General features: G+C 64.3%; 19 protein-coding genes. 9 read left to right on the top strand and 10 right to left on the bottom strand.

Annotated features, from left to right (window positions below):
- Positions 1 to 51: 51 nt before the first annotated feature.
- Positions 52 to 1,593: a glucose-6-phosphate isomerase gene (gene pgi, locus ACUJ47_RS02155; RefSeq protein ID WP_445536823.1), complete on the bottom strand. Its 1,542-nt coding sequence runs from the start codon at positions 1,591 to 1,593 to the stop codon at positions 52 to 54.
- Between the two features lie 48 nt (positions 1,594 to 1,641).
- On the opposite strand from pgi, the gene lepB reads away from it, so the two are divergent.
- Genes lepB through ACUJ47_RS02135 form a run of 4 tightly spaced genes read left to right on the top strand, consistent with a single transcriptional unit; the run spans position 1,642 to position 5,322 of the window.
- Positions 1,642 to 2,472, top strand: coding sequence for a signal peptidase I (gene lepB, locus ACUJ47_RS02150; RefSeq protein ID WP_445536822.1), 831 nt, complete (start codon positions 1,642 to 1,644; stop codon positions 2,470 to 2,472).
- Positions 2,469 to 3,140, top strand: coding sequence for a ribonuclease III (gene rnc, locus ACUJ47_RS02145; RefSeq protein WP_445536821.1), 672 nt, complete (start codon positions 2,469 to 2,471; stop codon positions 3,138 to 3,140). Before lepB ends, rnc begins: the two co-directional genes overlap by 4 nt.
- Positions 3,137 to 4,042, top strand: coding sequence for a GTPase Era (gene era / locus ACUJ47_RS02140; RefSeq protein WP_445536820.1), 906 nt, complete (start codon positions 3,137 to 3,139; stop codon positions 4,040 to 4,042). Before rnc ends, era begins: the two co-directional genes overlap by 4 nt.
- Positions 4,043 to 4,068: 26 nt before the next feature.
- Positions 4,069 to 5,322 (top strand): MgtC/SapB family protein, encoded by a 1,254-nt coding sequence (locus ACUJ47_RS02135; protein ID WP_445536819.1) that lies wholly within the window; start codon positions 4,069 to 4,071, stop codon positions 5,320 to 5,322.
- A gap of 9 nt (positions 5,323 to 5,331) precedes the next feature.
- Here ACUJ47_RS02135 and ACUJ47_RS02130 read toward each other — a convergent pair whose 3' ends face one another.
- From ACUJ47_RS02130 to plsY, 6 genes are all read right to left on the bottom strand, one after another.
- Positions 5,332 to 5,880 carry a response regulator gene (locus ACUJ47_RS02130; RefSeq protein ID WP_445536818.1) on the bottom strand — a complete coding sequence of 183 codons (549 nt, stop codon included), beginning with the start codon at positions 5,878 to 5,880 and terminating at the stop codon, positions 5,332 to 5,334.
- 26 nt (positions 5,881 to 5,906) lie between these two features.
- Positions 5,907 to 6,179, bottom strand: coding sequence for a hypothetical protein (locus ACUJ47_RS02125; RefSeq protein ID WP_445536817.1), 273 nt, complete (start codon positions 6,177 to 6,179; stop codon positions 5,907 to 5,909).
- 98 nt (positions 6,180 to 6,277) lie between these two features.
- Positions 6,278 to 8,815 (bottom strand): type I DNA topoisomerase, encoded by a 2,538-nt coding sequence (gene topA / locus ACUJ47_RS02120; protein ID WP_445536816.1) that lies wholly within the window; start codon positions 8,813 to 8,815, stop codon positions 6,278 to 6,280.
- A 71-nt stretch (positions 8,816 to 8,886) separates the two neighbouring features.
- Positions 8,887 to 9,246, bottom strand: coding sequence for a hypothetical protein (locus ACUJ47_RS02115; protein WP_445536815.1), 360 nt, complete (start codon positions 9,244 to 9,246; stop codon positions 8,887 to 8,889).
- Positions 9,236 to 10,348: a DNA-processing protein DprA gene (dprA, locus tag ACUJ47_RS02110; protein WP_445536814.1), complete on the bottom strand. Its 1,113-nt coding sequence runs from the start codon at positions 10,346 to 10,348 to the stop codon at positions 9,236 to 9,238. The genes ACUJ47_RS02115 and dprA overlap by 11 nt, the downstream gene beginning before the upstream one ends.
- A 16-nt stretch (positions 10,349 to 10,364) precedes the next feature.
- Positions 10,365 to 10,952, bottom strand: coding sequence for a glycerol-3-phosphate 1-O-acyltransferase PlsY (plsY, locus tag ACUJ47_RS02105; protein ID WP_445536813.1), 588 nt, complete (start codon positions 10,950 to 10,952; stop codon positions 10,365 to 10,367).
- 111 nt (positions 10,953 to 11,063) lie between these two features.
- Between plsY and murI the strand changes: the two genes are divergently transcribed.
- The 5 genes from murI (at position 11,064) to ACUJ47_RS02080 (ending at position 15,280) form a co-directional block, all read left to right on the top strand.
- Positions 11,064 to 11,858 carry a glutamate racemase gene (murI, locus tag ACUJ47_RS02100; RefSeq protein WP_445536812.1) on the top strand — a complete coding sequence of 265 codons (795 nt, stop codon included), beginning with the start codon at positions 11,064 to 11,066 and terminating at the stop codon, positions 11,856 to 11,858.
- Positions 11,859 to 12,341, top strand: coding sequence for a hypothetical protein (locus ACUJ47_RS02095; RefSeq protein WP_445536811.1), 483 nt, complete (start codon positions 11,859 to 11,861; stop codon positions 12,339 to 12,341).
- Between the two features lie 123 nt (positions 12,342 to 12,464).
- Positions 12,465 to 13,685 carry a 5-aminolevulinate synthase gene (hemA, locus tag ACUJ47_RS02090; RefSeq protein ID WP_445536810.1) on the top strand — a complete coding sequence of 407 codons (1,221 nt, stop codon included), beginning with the start codon at positions 12,465 to 12,467 and terminating at the stop codon, positions 13,683 to 13,685.
- 45 nt (positions 13,686 to 13,730) lie between these two features.
- Positions 13,731 to 14,588 carry a TauD/TfdA dioxygenase family protein gene (locus tag ACUJ47_RS02085; protein ID WP_445536809.1) on the top strand — a complete coding sequence of 286 codons (858 nt, stop codon included), beginning with the start codon at positions 13,731 to 13,733 and terminating at the stop codon, positions 14,586 to 14,588.
- A gap of 14 nt (positions 14,589 to 14,602) precedes the next feature.
- Complete coding sequence (locus ACUJ47_RS02080; protein ID WP_445536808.1) at positions 14,603 to 15,280, top strand: nitroreductase; 678 nt, start codon at positions 14,603 to 14,605, stop codon at positions 15,278 to 15,280.
- Here ACUJ47_RS02080 and ACUJ47_RS02075 read toward each other — a convergent pair.
- From ACUJ47_RS02075 to ACUJ47_RS02065, 3 genes are all read right to left on the bottom strand, one after another.
- A complete protein-coding gene (locus tag ACUJ47_RS02075) occupies positions 15,277 to 15,894 on the bottom strand; it encodes a 2-hydroxychromene-2-carboxylate isomerase (protein WP_445536807.1) in 618 nt (205 codons plus the stop codon). The two genes, ACUJ47_RS02080 and ACUJ47_RS02075, sit on opposite strands and share 4 nt — an antisense overlap.
- Before the next feature lie 95 nt (positions 15,895 to 15,989).
- Entirely contained in the window at positions 15,990 to 17,195 is a 1,206-nt protein-coding gene (locus tag ACUJ47_RS02070) for a type III PLP-dependent enzyme (RefSeq protein WP_354145290.1), read from the bottom strand.
- Positions 17,196 to 17,431: 236 nt separating this feature from the next.
- Complete coding sequence (locus tag ACUJ47_RS02065; RefSeq protein ID WP_445536806.1) at positions 17,432 to 18,322, bottom strand: hypothetical protein; 891 nt, start codon at positions 18,320 to 18,322, stop codon at positions 17,432 to 17,434.
- Between the last annotated feature and the right edge of the window lie 32 nt (positions 18,323 to 18,354).

The following is an 18,354-nucleotide window of genomic DNA, read 5'->3' as shown; positions in this document are numbered from 1 at the left end:
GACCCCCGCTTCCGCGGGTACGAGGGGTTCCGAAACTTTGCCGAAACTGCCTCAGGCCAGCCCGACCCTCGCCAGCAGTGCCTGAGTGCTCGGGTCGAAATCGCCGCCGCCGGCTTCGATATCCCTCGCCATCTTCTTGCCCAGTTCCACGCCGAACTGGTCGAACGGATTGATCCGCATCAGCACCGCATTGGCGAAAGTGCGGTGCTCGTGGAAAGCGATCAGCGCACCCAGCGTCGCCGCGTCGAGATCGTCACACAGCATAGTCGCGCTCGGCCGGTCGCCGGGAAAGGCGCGAGCCGGGTCTCTCCCATCCTTGGCCATGTTACCGCCCGCCATCAGCGCCGCACCCTGCGCGAAGCAATTGGTGAGCAGGATCGCGTGATGCGCCGGGTCCAGCCCGTCGCCGGGCGCGATGCTGGCGATGAAGTCGACCGGCACCAGATGCGTGCCCTGATGGAGCAGCTGGAACACCGCATGCTGCGCGTCGGTGCCCACCCCGCCCCAGGTGATCGGCGCGGTCGGCCCGTCGACCGGCGATCCGTCCGCCTTCACCCGCTTGCCATTGCTCTCCATCTCAAGCTGCTGGAGATAGTCGGGCAACAGGCCCAGCCGCTCGTCATAGGCAAAGCAGGCGCGCGTCTGGCAGCCACGCAGCCGCGCGTAATACTGGTCGGCAAAGGCAGCGCGCAGGCACAGATTCGCCGCGCCGTCATTGTCGCGGAAATGCTCGTCCACCGCGCGCGCACCGGCGAGCATGGCGACGAAATCCTCCATCCCCACCGCCAGGGCGACCGGGAAGCCGATCGAGGACCACAGCGAATAGCGCCCGCCCACGCTTTCGGGGAAAGGCAGAACGCGCGTTTCGTCGACGCCCCATTCGACCGCCTTCTCGGGCGAGGCAGTGAGCGCCACGACCCGACCCGACGGGTCAGGCACGCCGTTTTCCGCCAGCCATTTGAGCGCCGATGCCGCATTGGTCATGGTTTCGATCGTAGTGAAGGTCTTGCTCGCCACCGCGACCATCGTCGTCGCCGGATTACACGCCGCAAAAGCCGCCTCGAGCGCCACCCCGTCGATATTCGACACGACGTGGACATCGACCAGCGCGAGGTCGCGGGTGAGCGCATCGACCGCCAGCGCGGGGCCCAGCGCGCTTCCGCCGATGCCGATATGGATCAGATGGTTGATCTCGCCGAACGCGCCGCCGTGGATCGCCTCGACCAGCATCCCCATGCGCGCGAGCAGCGCCTCGCCTTCCTCGACATCGGCTTCGTCGCCCACGCCGCGCATGGCGGTGTGCGTGGCGGCGCGCCCTTCGGTTACGTTTACGATCTCGCCGCCGAGCAGCTTCGCACGCTGCCCCCCGAAATCGCAGGCTTGCGCCAGTTCTTCGAACGCCGCGAGCAATTCGTTGTCGAGATGTGTCTTCGACCAGTCGAACAGGATTCCTGTCTCACCGCCCTCGCCCGGCCATTCGATCCTGCCCGAAAGCGCGGCAACACGCGCACCGTCGGCGGCGAACAATTGCTGCAGGCTGCGCTGCGGCAGCGCCTCAAGGCGGTTCCATGCGGTGGTGATCGGGTCTGACATGCGAAAAGCCTTTCACAACTTCGGCTCACGCGATTAGGGACGGGAACGATGGATGGGAACCCCGTAGATACGAATGCGTCGGCTGCAGATGCAGGCCGCGAGGGTGAAAGCTGGGGAAGTTTCTTCGCTTTCCTGCTCAAGCTGGTGCTGGTGGTGCTGGTGTTCCGCACCTTCGTGTTCTCGCCCTTCTCGATTCCCTCCGAAAGCATGCTGCCGCGGCTGTGGAACGGCGACTACCTGCTGGCCGCCAAATGGCCCTATGGCATTTCGAAATATTCTCTGCCGTTCGAACTGCCGGTGGTTCCTGGAAGAATTCTCGCGAGCCAGCCCGAACGCGGCGACATCGCGATCTTCAAGCATCCGATCGACGGCACAGATTACATCAAGCGCGTGATCGGCCTGCCGGGCGACACCGTCGCCATGGAAGACGGCCAACTGGTGCTCAACGGTACGCCGGTTCCGAAAGAACGGCTCGATGATTTCATCATCCCCGTTTCGGCCAACACCGGCTGCGCTCTCTCCGCCGCGCGCGAGACCGACGCCGATGGCACCGAAGTGTGCCGCTATGCGCGCTATCGCGAGACGCTGCCTTCGGGGAAGAGCTACGAAGTGCTCGATTTCGGCGATCGCCCGATCGACACCACCCGCCCGGTGATCGTGCCTGAAGGGCGGTTGTTCGTGATGGGCGACAATCGCGACAATTCGCAAGACAGCCGCTTCATGGCGACGCCCGGCGGCGGAGTGGGGCTGGTGCCGCAAGGGCTGCTGGTCGGCCGTGCCACGGTAATCATGTGGTCGACCGACGGTAGTGCCGAATGGATCAAGCCGTGGACCTGGTTCAGCGCCGCGCGCTGGAGCCGCATCGGGGACACTCTGTGAGCGTGCTTGCCCCCGAAACAAGCGAATGGCTGGCAGAGCTTGGCATCGTGCCGGCGGACGAGACCCGCTGGCTCGCCGCGCTGACGCATGGCAGCCTGGGTTCCGAAGCGAATTACGAGCGGCTCGAATTCCTCGGCGATCGCGTGCTGGGACTGGCCATGGCCGAATGGCTGTTCGAAGCGAGCGAGGCCGCCGAAGGCAAGCTGTCGCAGCGGCTCAACGCGCTGGTCAGCCGCCAGACCTGCGCCCGCGTGGCGATGCAGGTGGGCCTGCCGCAACACATCAGGCTGGGCAAGCAAGCGCATGACGACGGCGCACGCGAAAGCACCAACATCCTGGGCGATGTGATGGAAGCGCTGCTTGGCGCGCATTTCCTCGATTTCGGCTTCGTGCCAACTCGCGACCTGATCCGCACCATCTGGGAACGCGAGTTTGCAGGCGGCGCGGGCAAGAGCAAGCACCCCAAGAGCGCGCTGCAGGAATGGGCGGCAGGCAATCGCCGCAAGCCGCCCGAATACGAGCTGGTCGCGCGTGAAGGGCCAGATCATGCCGCGCGCTTCACCGTGCGGGTCAGCGTCAAGAATGTCGGCGAGGCGCAAGCCACCGCCCAAAGCAAGCAAGAGGCGGAACGGCTGGCAGCCGCAGCCTTCATGGAGCAATTCGGATGAGTGAGAACGAGGCAACCCGCTGCGGCGTCGTCGCCGTGATCGGTGCGCCCAATGCGGGCAAGAGCACGCTGGTGAACCAGCTGGTGGGGCAGAAAGTCGCCATTACCAGCCCCAAGGCGCAGACTACCCGCGCGCGCATGCTGGGCATTGCGCTGCAGGGGCCGGTGCAGATGATTCTGGTCGACACGCCCGGCATTTTCGCGCCCAAGCGCAAGCTCGACCGCGCGATGGTGAGCGCCGCCTGGGAAGGCGCAGAGGCGGCCGATGCGGTGCTGCTGCTGGTCGATCCGATCAAGCAGCGCCGGCACGAGCTCGAACCGCTGCTCGAAGCGCTGGCGAACCGGCCCGAGCGCAAGATACTGGTGATCAACAAGGTCGATGCGGCGAAGAAGGAAGCGCTGCTCACGCTGGCGCAGGAACTGACCGGCAAGGTCGATTTCGCCGAGGTGTTCTTCATCTCAGCGCTGACCGGCGACGGAGTGCCCGAAATGAAGGAAGCGCTCGCGGCGATGATGCCTGAGGGGCCGTGGCACTATCCCGAAGACCAGGTGTCGGACGCCAGCGAGCGCCTGCTCGCAGCGGAGGTCACGCGCGAGCAACTCTATCGCCAGCTGCACGAGGAACTGCCCTATGACAGCGCGGTTCGGCCCGAAAGCTACCAGCACCGGCCCGACGGCAGCATCGAGATCCACCAGCAGATCGTGGTCGGCCGCGAAAGCCAGCGCCCGATCGTGCTCGGCAAGGGCGGCGCGAAGATCAAGGCGATCGGCGAAGCGGCGCGCAAGGAGTTGAGCGAAATGCTGGGCGCCAAGGTGCACTTGTTCCTGCATGTGAAGGTGAGCGAGAACTGGGCCGAGGATCGCGAGATCTTCGAGGAAATTGGGCTCGACTGGGTGCGCTGACCGGACAATTATGAGATAATCCGTCCATGCCCGAAAGCGACCAGATCCTCGCGCTGATTTCCGCCCTCGCGGTGGGCCTGCTGGTCGGGATCGAACGCGGCTGGAAGCTGCGCGGCGAGAAGGAGGGAATGCGGGTGGCGGGCCTGCGCACCTTCAGCCTGCTTGGTTTTGTCGCGGGGATCGCCGGGCTGCTGGGCGCTTCGGGATATCAGATCACCGCTGGGGCCATCACCGTCGGCGCTGCCGCTATCATCGCGATCGGCTATGCCCGGGCGATTCGAATCGATGGGAAGCCCGATGCAACTTCGGCAGTGGCAGCCATCGTGACACTGGCGCTGGGCTTCCTGGGCGGTAGCGGCGAACCCGGCCTCGCCGTCGCGGGGGGCGCGGTCACCACCATGCTGCTGGCGCTGCGTGAAGAACTACACCGCATGGTCGGCGCGCTCGACGAAGCCGATGTGAAAGCCTTTGCCCGCTATGCCGTGATCGCACTCGCGGTGTTCCCTTTCCTGCCCAAGGGCAGGTTCGGCCCATACGACGCGTGGGAGCCGCAAACGCTGTGGCTGGTGGTGGTGATCGTCACCGGCTTCTCATTCCTCGGCTATGTCGCCAATCGCCTGTTCGGCGCCAAACGCGGCACCATCGCCACCGCGGTGATCGGCGGCGCCTACAGTTCCACCGCAGTCACGCAATCCTTCTCGCAGCGGCTCGGCGCGGGGCAAGGCGGCAGCGCCGAGAATGCGGGAATCGCGCTGGCCACGGCGGTCATGTATTTGCGTGTGGTCGTGCTGGTAACCGTGCTGGCGACTTCGCTGCTCAAGCCGTTCCTTGTCCTGATAGTCCCGCCGCTCGCGGTCGGATTCATCGTCAGTTACTGGCTCTATCGGCAAGCCGAACACAGCACCGGACCCGCCCCGCCGGGCAACCCCATTGCGTTGCTTCCTGCGCTCAGCTTCGTGGCCTTTGTCGCGGCGGCGGCCGTGGCGGCGCGCTGGGCCGAAGGAACCTTCGGCGAACAGGGTATCGCGGTTCTGCTGTTCCTGATGGGCAGCATGGATGTCGATGCATCGATCGTGACTGCGGGCGGGCTGGAACCGGGAACGATCAGCCCGCAGCTTGCAGCGCTCGCCATCGCCGGAACGATCCTTGCCAATATGACGGTGAAGCTGGGCGTCTGCATCGCCTATGGCAGGTCGAATTCGCGCCCTGCCAGCTGGGCGCTGGCGGCCAGCATGGCGGCGCTGGTTGCCAGCCTGATCGTCGGATATTGGCGGCTCTAGCCGGCGCGCTCAGCGCACGCCGAGCTTCTCGAGCTTTGCCGCCAGCGCGCCTTCCTCGAAGGGCTTGAGCACATAGTCGTCCGCACCCGCCGCGATCCCTTCATGGATGTCGGTCGCCGCGCCCTTCGACGTGCAGAACACCACCGTGGGCCGGTGCGGAGTGGGAATAGCGCGCAGCGCTGCGACGAATTCGGGGCCGCTCATCACGGGCATCTGCCAGTCGGTCAGCACGAGGTCCGGCATCGACTGCTTGCAGCGCGCCAGCGCTTCCTCGCCATTCTCGGCCTCGATCACGCGATAGCCGAGGCTTGCAACGACCTTGCTCGCCACTTTGCGGATCACGCGGCTGTCGTCGACGACAAGGCAAGTGCGCGAGCGCGCGGCGCGCGTCTCGTTGACGTCGCGCATGGCCTTGGCCGCACGCACGATCGCATCGGTATCGATTTCCTGCGGCGCGGCGTTTTCGGTCGGTTCGGCACTCGGCGTCGCAGACGCTTCGGCGCGCGACTCGGCGAGCCGCTCCGCCAGCGTCTTGCCTTCCAGCGCGCTGCGTTCCATCCCTGCCTTCTGGCCGGTGCGCTTGATCAGATTCTGAATGGCGCGAACTCCCTTTCGACCTCGAAGCCTTCCTTGGCATGAGGATCGCACACTTCGCCCGGCGTCATCCGCACATGCAGAAAGGGTATCCAGACATCGCCATACTCGGCCTTCTGGTACCATACGTCGAGCACGTCATAGCTCACCCACATGCCGTCCGGCTCGCGCAGGCGCAGCCCCTCCCCGATGCGAGGAACGGCAGCAAAACGCAGCCGCACCTGGGTCTGGTGGGTTTCGTTCTGGACTTCTATCTCGATCACGCTGGCGACACCCTCATTCAGGCTTCTTACTAGCGTGTAAGTCTTGATGATTTACGAACGGGGCGGAGTGAAAATGGCTCCGCCAAAGAGGGTTACCGTCAGCTTGCCGCCTTTTTCTTCGGCGCTGCCTTTTTCTTCGGTGCCGCCTTCTTGCGCCCCTTTTTCTTGGCCGGTCCCTTCGCCGCACGCGCATCGATCAGTTCGACTGCCTGCGCTTCGGTGATATCCTCGGGCTTCACATCCTTGGGGATGGTCGCATTGGTGGTGCCGTCGGTGACATAGGGACCATAGCGGCCCGGCATGACCTTGATCTCGCCCCCGCTGGTCGGGTGCGCACCCAATGTCTTGATCGGCTCGGCCTTGCCGCGCCCTCCCCCGGCGCCGCGATTGGCGGCCTGCGCCAGAATATCGACCGCACGGTTCATGCCCACTTCGAACACTTCGCGCGTGTTGGACAGCTTGCCGTATTTGCCGTCATGCCTGAGATAGGGGCCGTAACGCCCTATATTCGCTTCGATTTCCAGCCCAGTGTCGGGATGCTCGCCGATGATCCTCGGCAGGCCCAGCAGCTGCACCGCCCAGTCAAGTTCGAAATCGTCGAGGTCCTTGGGAATCGAAGCGCGCTTCGCCTCCTTGCCCTCGCCCATCTCGATATAGGGACCGAAGCGCCCGGTCTTGCGGTGGATCGGCAGGCCGGTTTCGGGATGGGTGCCCATCACCCCGTCTTCGCCCGCTTCCTCGCCATTGCCGCCCGGCTGCGCGAAACGGCGCGTATATTTGCATTCGGGATAGTTGGCGCAGGCGACGAACGCTCCGAAGCGCCCGCCGCGCAGCGACAGCCGTCCGCCGCTGCGCCCTTCCGCCTGGCACATCGGGCAGGCGCGCGGGTCGCCGCCATCCTCGCGCGGAGGGAAAAGATAGTTCGAAAGGTAATCGTCGAGCGCTTCGGTCACTTCCGAAGGCAGCTTGTCCATCACCTCGTCGGCCTTGGGCTTGAAGTCCTGCCAGAACTTGGCGAGCAGCGCCTTCCACGCCTCGCGGCCGCCCGACACTTCGTCGAGCTCGTCCTCCATCCCGGCGGTGAAGTCATAAGCCACGTAGTTCGGGAAGAAGCGTTCGAGGAAAGCGGTCAGCAGTCGCCCCGATTCCTCGGCGAAGAAGCGGTTCTTCTCCATCCGCACATAGTCGCGGTCGCGCAGGGTCTGGATGGTCGAGGCATAGGTTGAAGGGCGCCCGATGCCGAGTTCCTCGAGCCGCTTGACCAGCGAAGCCTCGGAAAAGCGCGGCGGCGGCTGCGTGAAGTGCTGGTTCGCTTCGACCGCTTTCTTGAGCGGGCAATCGCCCTTGCGGATTATGGGAAGCAGGCCGTCCTCATCATCCTCGGTATCGTCGATCCCTTCCTGATAGACAGCGAAGAAGCCGGGGAACTTCACGACCTGGCCGGTGGCGCGCAATTCATGGGCGCCGGTCGGGTCGCGCAAAGTCACCGTGGTGCGCTCGAGCTGCGCGGCGGACATCTGGCTCGCCATGGCGCGCTTGAAGATCAGCGCATAGAGCTTGGCTTCGTCACCCGAACCGGCATGTTCGCGGCGGAAATCGGTCGGCCGGATCGCCTCGTGCGCTTCCTGAGCGTTCTTGGCCTTGGTGGAATAGAAGCGCGGCTTTTCGGGCAGGTAAGAGGAATCGTAACGCTCGGCGATGGCATCGCGCAGAGCCATGATCGCGCCCGGATCCATCTGCACGCCGTCGGTACGCATGTAGGTGATCGCGCCCGCTTCATAGAGCGACTGCGCGCACCGCATTGTATGGCTAGCGGAGAAGCCGAGCTTGCGCGCGGCCTCTTGCTGCAGCGTCGAAGTGGTGAACGGCGGCGCGGGGCTGCGCTTCAGCGGCTTGGTCTCGATATCCTCGACCGTGAAGCGCGCGCCTTCGACCGCGGCCTTGGCCTCCATCGCGCTGCCCTCGTTGCCGAGAGTGAGCTTGTCGAGCTTCTCGCCCTTGAAGCGCACCAGCCGCGCATCGAACTGCGTGCCGTCATGTTCGAGCCTGGCGATAACCGACCAGTATTCATCTGCGCGGAAGGCCTCGATCTCGCGCTCGCGGTCGACGATCAGCCGCAATGCGACCGACTGGACACGGCCCGCGCTCTTGGCGCCGGGCAGCTTGCGCCACAGCACCGGGCTGAGCGTGAAGCCGAACAGATAGTCGAGCGCGCGGCGCGCCAGATAGGCGTCGATCAGATCGGTATCGAGCGCACGCGGATGCGCCATCGCTTCGGTGACGGCGCTCTTGGTGATCGCGTTGAAGGTTACGCGGTCGACGCTCTTGGGCAGCGCCTTGCGCTTCGCCAGAAGCTCCTGGACGTGCCAGCTGATCGCTTCGCCTTCGCGGTCGGGGTCGGTCGCGAGCACGAGCCGGTCGGCCTTCTTCGCGGCGTCAGCGATTTCCTTGAAGCGGCTCTGCTTGTCGCGATAGAGTTCCCAATCCATCGCGAAATCCTCGTCCGGGCGCACGCTGCCATCCTTCGGTGGCAGGTCGCGGACGTGGCCGTAGCTGGCGAGGACCTTGAAGTCCTTGCCGAGGTATTTCTCGATGGTCTTCGCCTTGGCCGGCGATTCAACGATAACAAGCTGCATTGCGGTGTTTTGATGCCCCTACGCGTATACGTGTACGTACGCGCGAGGGTGGCGGCGGGTTTCGGGCCAAGTCAAGTGGCCGCGCGCATCCTTCGCCAAGCGAGGAAGAACAGCGCACCCAGGAAAAGGTCGATCGCGCCGAACGCCGCGCTGGCCGCATCGGCCTGTCCCCGTGCGAAGAACGCCAGCGCGGGTATACCGAAACACAGCTTCTCCCAGATGCAGACCGGCATCAGCGGCATGAAGCGCTGCGGATCGCTAGCGATCACCCAGAACACGCCCTGGAACACCAGCGCCAGCCCGACGAAGCCGAGATAGGGCAGGTGCCACGGATCGGGCACGGGCATGAAATAGGCTGGCACGAGCGCGATCACGCCATAGATCGCCGACCAGCGGAATACGCGCGATGCGAAGACGGTTTCACTCGACAAGGCTGACTCTCCCCCCTGCATGCCGCCGAAGGCGACCGCCGATCTCTAGTTCCAGCAACGCCATCTGCACAGATGCCGCGCTTTCGCCAGATTGCCGGATAAGTTCATCCACCGCGACCGGCGCGGTGGTGAGCAGGCTGGCGATATCGGCCGGTTCGGCATCGGCCCATTCCTCCGGCTCGAAATCGAAGCTCGGCGATTCCACACGGAAACTCGAGCGCGGCGCGCCTTGGAAGCCGCTCAGTAGTTCGATCACTTCCTCCGGCGATTGCACCAGCACCGCGCCCTCGCGGATAAGCTGGTTGCAGCCTTGCGAGCGAGCGTCGAGAGGGCTGCCGGGAATCGCCATGACTTCCCTGCCCGCCTCGCCCGCCAGTCGCGCCGTGATGAGCGATCCGCTCTTCGGCGCGGCCTCTACAACCAGAGTTCCCGCCGCCATCCCCGCGATGATGCGGTTGCGGCTGGGAAAATGGCTGCCCTTGGGTTCGGTGCCGGGCGGTTGCTCGGCGATCAGCAGCCCCTCCTGCGCGATCCGTTCCTGCAAATCGGCATGTTGCGGCGGATAGGCAATGTCGATCCCGCTTGCGATCACGCCCACGGTAGCGGGTAGCGCACCCAGATGCGCGGCGCCGTCGATCCCGCGCGCGAGGCCGGAGACGATTGTGAAACCCTCGCTTGCGAGCGCGCCTGCGAACTCGCGCGCCAGCTTGACCGCCGCCGCACTGGCATTGCGCGCGCCGACCATCGCCACGCAGGGCCGCTCCGCCAGCGGCCAATCGCCGCGCCAGGTCAGGATCGGCGGCGCGCTGTCGATCTGGCCGAGCAGCGAAGGATAGTCGGGCTGGTCGTGGAAGAGGTATTTCGCCCCGGCACGGCGCAGCGCCTCCACTTCGCGTTCGATCGATCCGGTCGCGGCTTCGCGATAGGTGCGCCCTCCCCGCTTGCCGAGATCGGGCAGAGCCTCAAGCGCGGCCTGCGCACTGCCGAAACGCGCGAGCAACTGGCGATAGCTCACCGGCCCGATATTGGGCGAGCGCAACAGGCGGATGCGCGAGAATGCTTCGATCTGCGAGAGCACCGGTTGCGACCCCTTGCTCTCCATTATCCGGTGGCCGCCATCACGTCTTGTTGCCGCCTATCCTGGGCTCTTCGCCCTTCATCAGCCGCGCGATATTGGCACGGTGGAGATAGATGATCAGGCCCGCAATCGCAGCCAGCACGGGGAAATATTCGGGATAGCCGAACAGCGGCGCAGCAGCCGCGGCGGCCACCACCGCGCTCATCCCCGCGAGCGAGGAGATACGGAAGATCGCGAGAATGCTGAGCCATACAAGCGCGTAGGAAAGCCCGATCGGCAGGGCGAGGCCGAAGCATACGCCGGCATTGGTGGCCACGCCCTTGCCGCCCTTGAAGCCGAGCCACACCGGGAAGCAATGGCCGATCACGGCAGCGCCCGCGGCAAAGGCCATGGCCGGCCCGCCCCAAAGCTGCCCCGCGATCCAGACGGCTGCGAAGCCCTTGACAAGATCGAGCAGCAGCGTGGCCGCCGCCAGCCCTTTCTTGCCGGTGCGCAGGACGTTGGTCGCGCCGATATTGCCGCTGCCGATCTGGCGAACGTCGCCCATGCCCGCAGCCTTGGTCAGCAAGAGGCCGAACGGGATCGATCCGAGCAAGTATCCCAGCAATGCCGCGTAAATCGCTTCCATAAGCAACTCCGTTCGGGCTGAGCCTGTCCAAGCCCCGTCCTTCTTGTTTGAACTTGTTGTAAAAGTAAGTACGGCCCTTCGACAAGCTCAGGGCGAACGGAAACATTCATTTTGGAAGCAACTTCCCCAATCCTGCTGTTCGATTCCGGTGTTGGCGGGCTCACCGTGCTGGAAGAGCTGCGCCGCGTGCTGCCGCAAGCTCCGGTGATCTATGCCGCCGACCTCGCCGGCCTACCCTATGGCGAGAAATCCGAAGCACAGATCGCGGCGCGCGTCGCCGGCTTGCTGGGCCGCATGTGCGAACGATACCACCCGCGCCTGGCCTGCATCGCCTGCAACACCGCCAGCACCATCGCGCTCGGCATGGTGCGCGAAGTCCTCGAAATTCCCGTTGTCGGCACCGTGCCAGCGATCAAGCCTGCCGCCGCCATGACCCAGACCGGCGTGATCGGCCTGCTCGGCACCGCCGCCACCGTGCGGCAAGCCTATGTCGACAAGCTTGAGGCGGAATTCGCAGAGGGCAAACGCCTGCTGCGCCATGCCGCGCCCGGACTCGTCGAGGCAGCCGAAGCCAAGCTGCGCGGCGAAGTGGTCGACATGGCGGTGATCGAAGCCGCGGCGAACGCCTTGCGCGCGATGCAGGGCGGCGAAGCGATCGACACCGTCGTGCTCGCCTGCACCCATTTCCCGCTGCTGAAAGACGAGCTGGCCCAAGCCTTCGGCCCCGGCGTGCGCTTCGTCGACGGCGCGGAAGGGATCGCGCGCCGGATCCAGGACCTGACCAGCGGCCAGCAATTCGACGACGGGTTCGAAAGCCGGGCGATCACCACCGGCGATCTCGCCGAATTCGAGGCGCTGGCCCCGGCCTTCGCCAGACACGGCATTACGCGACTGGAAGCCTTCTGAATGGAGCCCGCAGCCAACCTCGCCACGGCAAGCGTGGAGCGGCTGGTCGAGCAGAGGGGCGACATCACCGGCGAAGTGATCGCGCGTTACTATGCTCGCTTCCCCGAAGCGCGCGCCTCCTTCGAACATCACGGTTGCGGCTATCGCGAAGAGCTCGAAGGCAGGATGGTCAACACCACCGCCTTCTTCCTGTTCCAATGGATCGAGAATCGCGCTTCCACGCTGATCGAGCAGGGGACCACCATTCCGCACCACCACGATACGCTACAGGTCGGGCCGCAATGGTACATGGGCCTGATCGACACGGTGCTGGAAGTCCTCCTGGAAACCATCCCTGCCGAAAATGCGGACGAGCGCGAAATGTGGATCACGGCGCGCGGCGAGATCGCCCAATTCGTCGAGCGGATGCGCGGCGAATTCTTCCGCAGGGACGATGACGGCCCACTCCCCGCATTCGAACCGCAACAGGCAAACCCGGCCTGATCGGTCATTCGTAGAGCTGCGAGTCGTTCTCAAAGATCATGGGTGGCAAAAAGATACTTTTGCCACTAAATCCTGCGCCCTGATGGCAGCCGCCAAAGCGGCGCGAAACAGCGGAACTTGTGCGTGAACTACGACCAGATCTTCGACAAGGCGATCGATCGCTTGCACGAGGAAGGGCGCTATCGCGTCTTCATCGACATCATGCGCAACAAGGGCGCGTTCCCCAACGCGCGGTGTTTCCATGGCCATAACGGGCCCAAGCCAATCACGGTGTGGTGCTCGAACGACTATCTCGCGATGGGCCAGCACCCCAAGGTGATCTGTGCGATGGAAGATGCGCTGCACGATGTCGGCGCGGGCAGCGGCGGCACGCGCAATATCGGCGGCAACACGCACTTGCATATCGAGCTTGAGCAGGAACTGGCCGGGCTGCACGGCAAGGAAGCGGCGCTGCTGTTCACCAGCGGCTATGTTTCGAACGATGCGACGCTCTCGACGCTGGGCAAGCTGCTGCCGGGCTGCGTGATCTTCTCCGATGAGCTGAACCACGCCAGCATGATCGCGGGCATCCGCAATTCGGGCTGCGACAAGCGCGTGTTCCGCCACAACGATCTCGCGCATCTCGAGGAATTGCTCGCTGCGGAAGATCCGGCCACGCCCAAGGTGATCGCTTTCGAAAGCGTCTATTCGATGGATGGCGACGTAGCCCCGATCCACGAGATCTGCGACCTTGCCGAGAAATACAACGCGCTGACCTATATCGACGAGGTCCACGCCGTGGGCATGTATGGCGATCACGGCGGCGGCATTTCGGAACGTGACGAGGCCGCACACCGGATCGACATCATCGAAGGCACGCTGGGCAAGGCGTTCGGCGTGATGGGCGGCTATATCGCGGCCGACCAGCGCATCATCGACTGCATCCGCAGCTATGCCCCGGGCTTCATCTTCACCACTTCGCTTTCGCCGGTTCTGGTTGCAGGCGTTCTTGCCGCAGTGCGCCACCTCAAGGAAAGCTCGGAAGAACGCGAAGCGCAGCAAGCCAATGCCGCGCTGCTCAAGGCCAAGTTCCGCGAAGTCGGCCTGCCCGTGATGGATAGCGTCACCCATATCGTGCCGCTGATGGTGGGCGATCCGGTCCGCGCCAAGAAAATCAGCGACATCCTGCTCGCCGAATACGGCGCCTATGTGCAGCCAATCAATTTCCCCACCGTGCCGCGCGGGACCGAGCGCCTGCGCTTCACCCCAGGCCCGGCGCATACGGAGGAAATGATGGACGAGCTGACCAGCGCCCTGGTCGAAATCTGGGACCGGCTCGAGCTGGAACTGCGCAAGGCCGCTTGAACACCGCCGCCTGATCGCGCATTCTCCCTGCAAAGGGGAGAGGCGATGGCGACTATTGCAGACAAGACGACGCTGGACACGGGCACGCTCGACGTGCGCCCGATGACGCCTGCGATCGGTGCGGAAATCCTGAATATCGACCTTGGCGCGTCCGACATTGGCGCGCTTGTGCCCCAGATCCGAGCCGCGCTACTCAAATATGGCGTGATCTTCTTCCGCGACCAGCAGCTTACGCAGGAACAGCACATCGCCTTCGCACGCCAGTTCGGCGAACTGGAGATCCATCCCGCGACGCCGAAGGACCAGCCCAATCCCGAAGTGCTGCGCATTGCCCACGGGCCCGACAGCCGCGGAAGCGAGAACAACTGGCACTCTGACGTGACCTGGCGCGAATGCCCCTCGCTCGGCTCGATCCTGCTGGCGCGCGAAGTGCCCGAATGCGGCGGCGACACGCTGTTCGCCAACATGCACCTCGCCTACGAACGGCTTTCCGAACAGATGAAGCGGTTCTGCGAAGGGCTGACTGCGGTGCATGACATCGCGCGCGTCTTCGCGAAGCGGCTCAACAAGGCGCCGCAGGACTTGCACGACAAATATCCGCCGATGCGGCATCCGGTGATCCGCACCCACCCCGAAACCGGCGAGCGCGCGATCTACGTCAACACCGGCTTCACCAGCCATATCGAGGGCCTGTCGGACAAGGAAAGCCGCTGGCTGCTCGACCATCTCTATGCGACTGCCGCCGATGTAGAGATCCAGTGCCGCTTCCGCTGGCGCGCGGGCTCGGTGGCTTTCTGGGACAACCGCGTGTGCCAGCACCTCGCGGTATCCGACTATTTCCCCGCCCGCCGCGTGATGGAACGCGTCACCGTGGCCGGCGACAAGCCCTACTTCAAAGCCTGAAGGAATCATCCAGCATGAATTATGACGAGGTCGTCCTCGGACGGCGCAGCATCCGCGGCTATCTGGACAAGCCGGTTCCACGCGAATTGATCGAGGAAATTCTAACGCTCGCGATGCGTTCGCCCAGTTCGATGAACACCCAGCCGTGGCATTTCCATGTCATCACCGGCGAGCCGCTCGACCGAATCCGCAAGGGAAACACGGAGAATATTCTGGCGGGAGTGCCCGATAGCCGCGAATTCCGCCGCGGCCATCCCTTCGAGGGCGTCCACCGCGAACGGCAGGTCGGCTGCGCGATCCAGCTGTTCGAAGCGATGGGCATCGCGCGCGACGACAAGGAGCGGCGGCAGGATTGGGTGCTACGCGGCTTCCGCCAGTTCGATGCGCCGGTCTGTGTCATCATCACCTATGACCGCGAACTGGCGGACAGCGACGACACCGCCTTCGATTGCGGAGCGGCCACGACCGCGCTGGTCAACGCCGCGTGGAGCCGTGGCCTCGGTTGTGTGATCAATTCGCAAGGGATCATGCAATCGCCCGTCGTGCGCGAACATGCGGGTATCCCCGACGATCAGGTAATCCTGAAGGCCGTGGCCCTGGGCTGGCCCGATCCGGACTTCCCTGCGAACGAGGTCTATATCACGCGCAAGCCGCTCGAAGAGGCTGCGCGCTTCGTGGGGTTCGAGGACTAGCCGCCTGCCTTTTCCACGCGCTGGCGCACCAGCGGCAGCTGGTCGTTCCCGAAATACATGTGCTCTCCCGCGACGAAGATCGTGGGCGAGCCGAAAGCGCCGCGCGCGATCGCTTCTTCGGTGTTCGCGCGCAGCCGCTCCTTGTTTTCGGGAGTGACAGCCCGTTCGGCCAGCGCCGCTCCGTCGAGCCCGATCTCCTCCGCCACCGCGACAAGCTCGGCCATGTCGTCGAGATTGCGCTGGCCCGCAAAATAGGCCTCGAACGCGGCTTCGGCGAAGCGTTCCGTTTCATCCTGCCGATCTTCCAGCGCGCAGCACATCCGCATCGCGTTGACCGACTTCAGCGGGTGGTGCTGCGAAGGGAAGTTCATCTCCACCCCCGCCAGTTCGGCCCATTCCATCAGCCAGCCGAAACTGCGGTCGAGCCGCGCCGAATTCTCGGGCTTGCGCGATTCATAGACCGCCGGATTGACCGCGTTGAACACGCCGCCGACCAGAATGGGTCGCCACCGGATGGCATAATCGAGGCCATCGAGCCGCGGACGGATGTTGCGGAACGCCAGCCGCGTCCAAGGGCTGGAAAGATCGAAGAAGAACTCGATGGCTACCGTCACGCGCGATTCCTCCCAAGCATCGGCCAGAATGCGACGGTAGGGTCAATCCACCCGGCCTGTCTATCAAATGCGCCGGGCGGGAGCGGTTAAAAGCCTCAGCGCAGGCTCACCACATTGTCCGCATCGGGGCGCACGCGATCGCCGCGATAGAGGCTCATCATGGGTTCGTCGGCCACCAGCACCTGCGCGGCATTGCCGAAGCCGTTGAAGCCAGTCTTCATCGCAGTGCCATAGGCGCCCAGCATGCCGATTTCGACATAGTCGCCGGCCTGGATGTCACCCGGAAGCGCGAAGGGTCCCTGCATATAGTCGGCATCGTCGCAGGTCGGCCCGTAGAAGGCGAAATCCTGCGCTGCGTCGCGCAAATCGTCTTCCAGCGCCACGACCGGGAAACGCCAGTCGACATGCGCCGCATCGTAAAGCGCGCCATAGGCGCCATCATTGATGTAGAGTTCTTCGCCGCGGCGCTTTTCGACCTTTACGATCATGCTCGAATATTCGGCGCACAGCGCGCGCCCGGGCTCGCACCACAGCTCGGCGTTGTAGGCGATCGGCAGCGCTTCGAAGTGCCGCGCAATCATCGCGAAATAGTCTTCGAGCGGTGGCGGCTCGAGCCCGGGGTACGAGCTCGGGAACCCTCCGCCCACGTCGATCATGTCGATCACCACCGAAGCCTCGGCAATCGCCGCGCGGGTGCGGTCGAGCGCCTGCACGAAAGCGAACGGCGTCATCGCCTGGCTGCCGACGTGGAAGCACACGCCCAGCCAGTCGCAATGCTGGCGCGCCTGCTGCAGCAACTGTGGCGCTTCGATCAGGTCGCAGCCGAACTTGCTGGCCAGCGACAGTTCGGAGAATTCGCTCGACACACGCAGGCGCACCGCCAGCCGCAAATCGGTGGCAGGCTCCCCGGTTTCGGGATTGCGGCAGGCGTCGACGATCTTGGCAAGTTCTTCGACCGAATCGAGGCTGAAGGTCTTCACGCCATGCTGGAAGTAAGCTTCGCGAATCGCGCTGGGGGTCTTCACCGGATGCATGAAGCACAGCACCGCTTCGGGCAGCAGGCCGCGCACCAACCGCACTTCGGCGATCGAGGCGACGTCGTAATGCGTGATTCCAGCGCTCCACAGCGTCTGGATCAGGTCCGGCGTGGGGTTCGCCTTTACGGCATAGAGCGGCTTGCCCGGAAACTTCTCGATGAAGAAACGGGCGGCGCGCAGCGCAGCGTGCGGGCGGTTGAGGATGACGGGTTCGTCCGGAGCGAGGTCGCGGACTACAGCCTTGGCATCGGGATAGATGTGCAACTCAAGGGACCCCCAAAACGGCTCTGTTGAACCATGAAACGACAAGCTGCCTTGCGGTTAGGAAGTCCCCTTGGGGCAGCGGAGCGGCGCATATAGGCCCTCCGCGATGAATCGCAAATGAAAAAAGGGGTGTTTTCGCGCCGGCCACGTCGATTCAAGCGATTGAACCTGTTGCATGTTCCGCCATGCACCGCACAGCTGGCTCAGCTGGCCGATTCATGCCTGCGCGACAGGCTTCAGCCGTGGAGCCCGCGACCCGTTGTACCGCGCGAAAGTGCGCTGGATATTGAGACACTTAGGAAGGCGTCGCCCCCCTGCGCGGCACTGCTTGGCCCGCTGTCCCGGTAAATTCGTGCCTTGAGCACATCATCGGGCAATGGCTCGAGCGGCTGCGGCATGGTTTCGATGATTTCGGCATAGCGCTGGTCGTCTGCTTCAGCGTCGCCCGAAAGGTCCCCAACCCGCTCCACCAGGATCGGAAATGCGACCGGCGTGCGGGCCGAATCGAGTGCGGCGAGCAACAAGATCCCGTCGAACACCATGGCGCGCGGCAGGGTGACTCCCTTGAACATCACAGTAACCGGCGAGCGCCCGATCCGGTCGAACAGATAGACCGCAAGATTGCCCGCGAAGGGGATCAGATAGCCTTCGAATTCGAGGCCCGAGCCGCCCATGCGCACTTCCATCAATCCGCTCGGCCCACGCCTTATCAGCCCGTAGTCATGGAACAGTTCGCCAGGCATGAGGAGCGATGGCCTTGATGTCCGCCAGAAGCCTTCATAGGCGGAACCGCGCATGGCGCTTTCCTCGCTCACGGAGGAAAGGAACTCTCCTATGACGCCCGGAAAGGTAACCTCACCCGGAGCAGATTCCTGCGCGATCCCGTAACGCTGGGCCAAAGTAGCTGAATCCTCGAACCAGTCGGCCAAGCGGAAACCGGGCAGATAATCGCCGATCAGCGAACTCAGCCGCGCAAGGTTGTGATCGGTGGGGTGAACCGCGCCCGAAAGCCAGCGTCCCACCAGCGATTTGTCGACTGCCAGCTGCTGCGCCAGCGCCACGCGGCTAAGCGACGTCGCTTTCATCAGCATACCGAGCTTGAGCGGCAAATCGGCGACGTGGTTCATGACACAGGAATATATCAGGATTCGCGCCATGC

The sequence above is a fragment of the Altererythrobacter sp. Z27 genome, from assembly GCF_052683155.1.
This window is presented reverse-complemented; position numbering and strand designations above follow the sequence as displayed.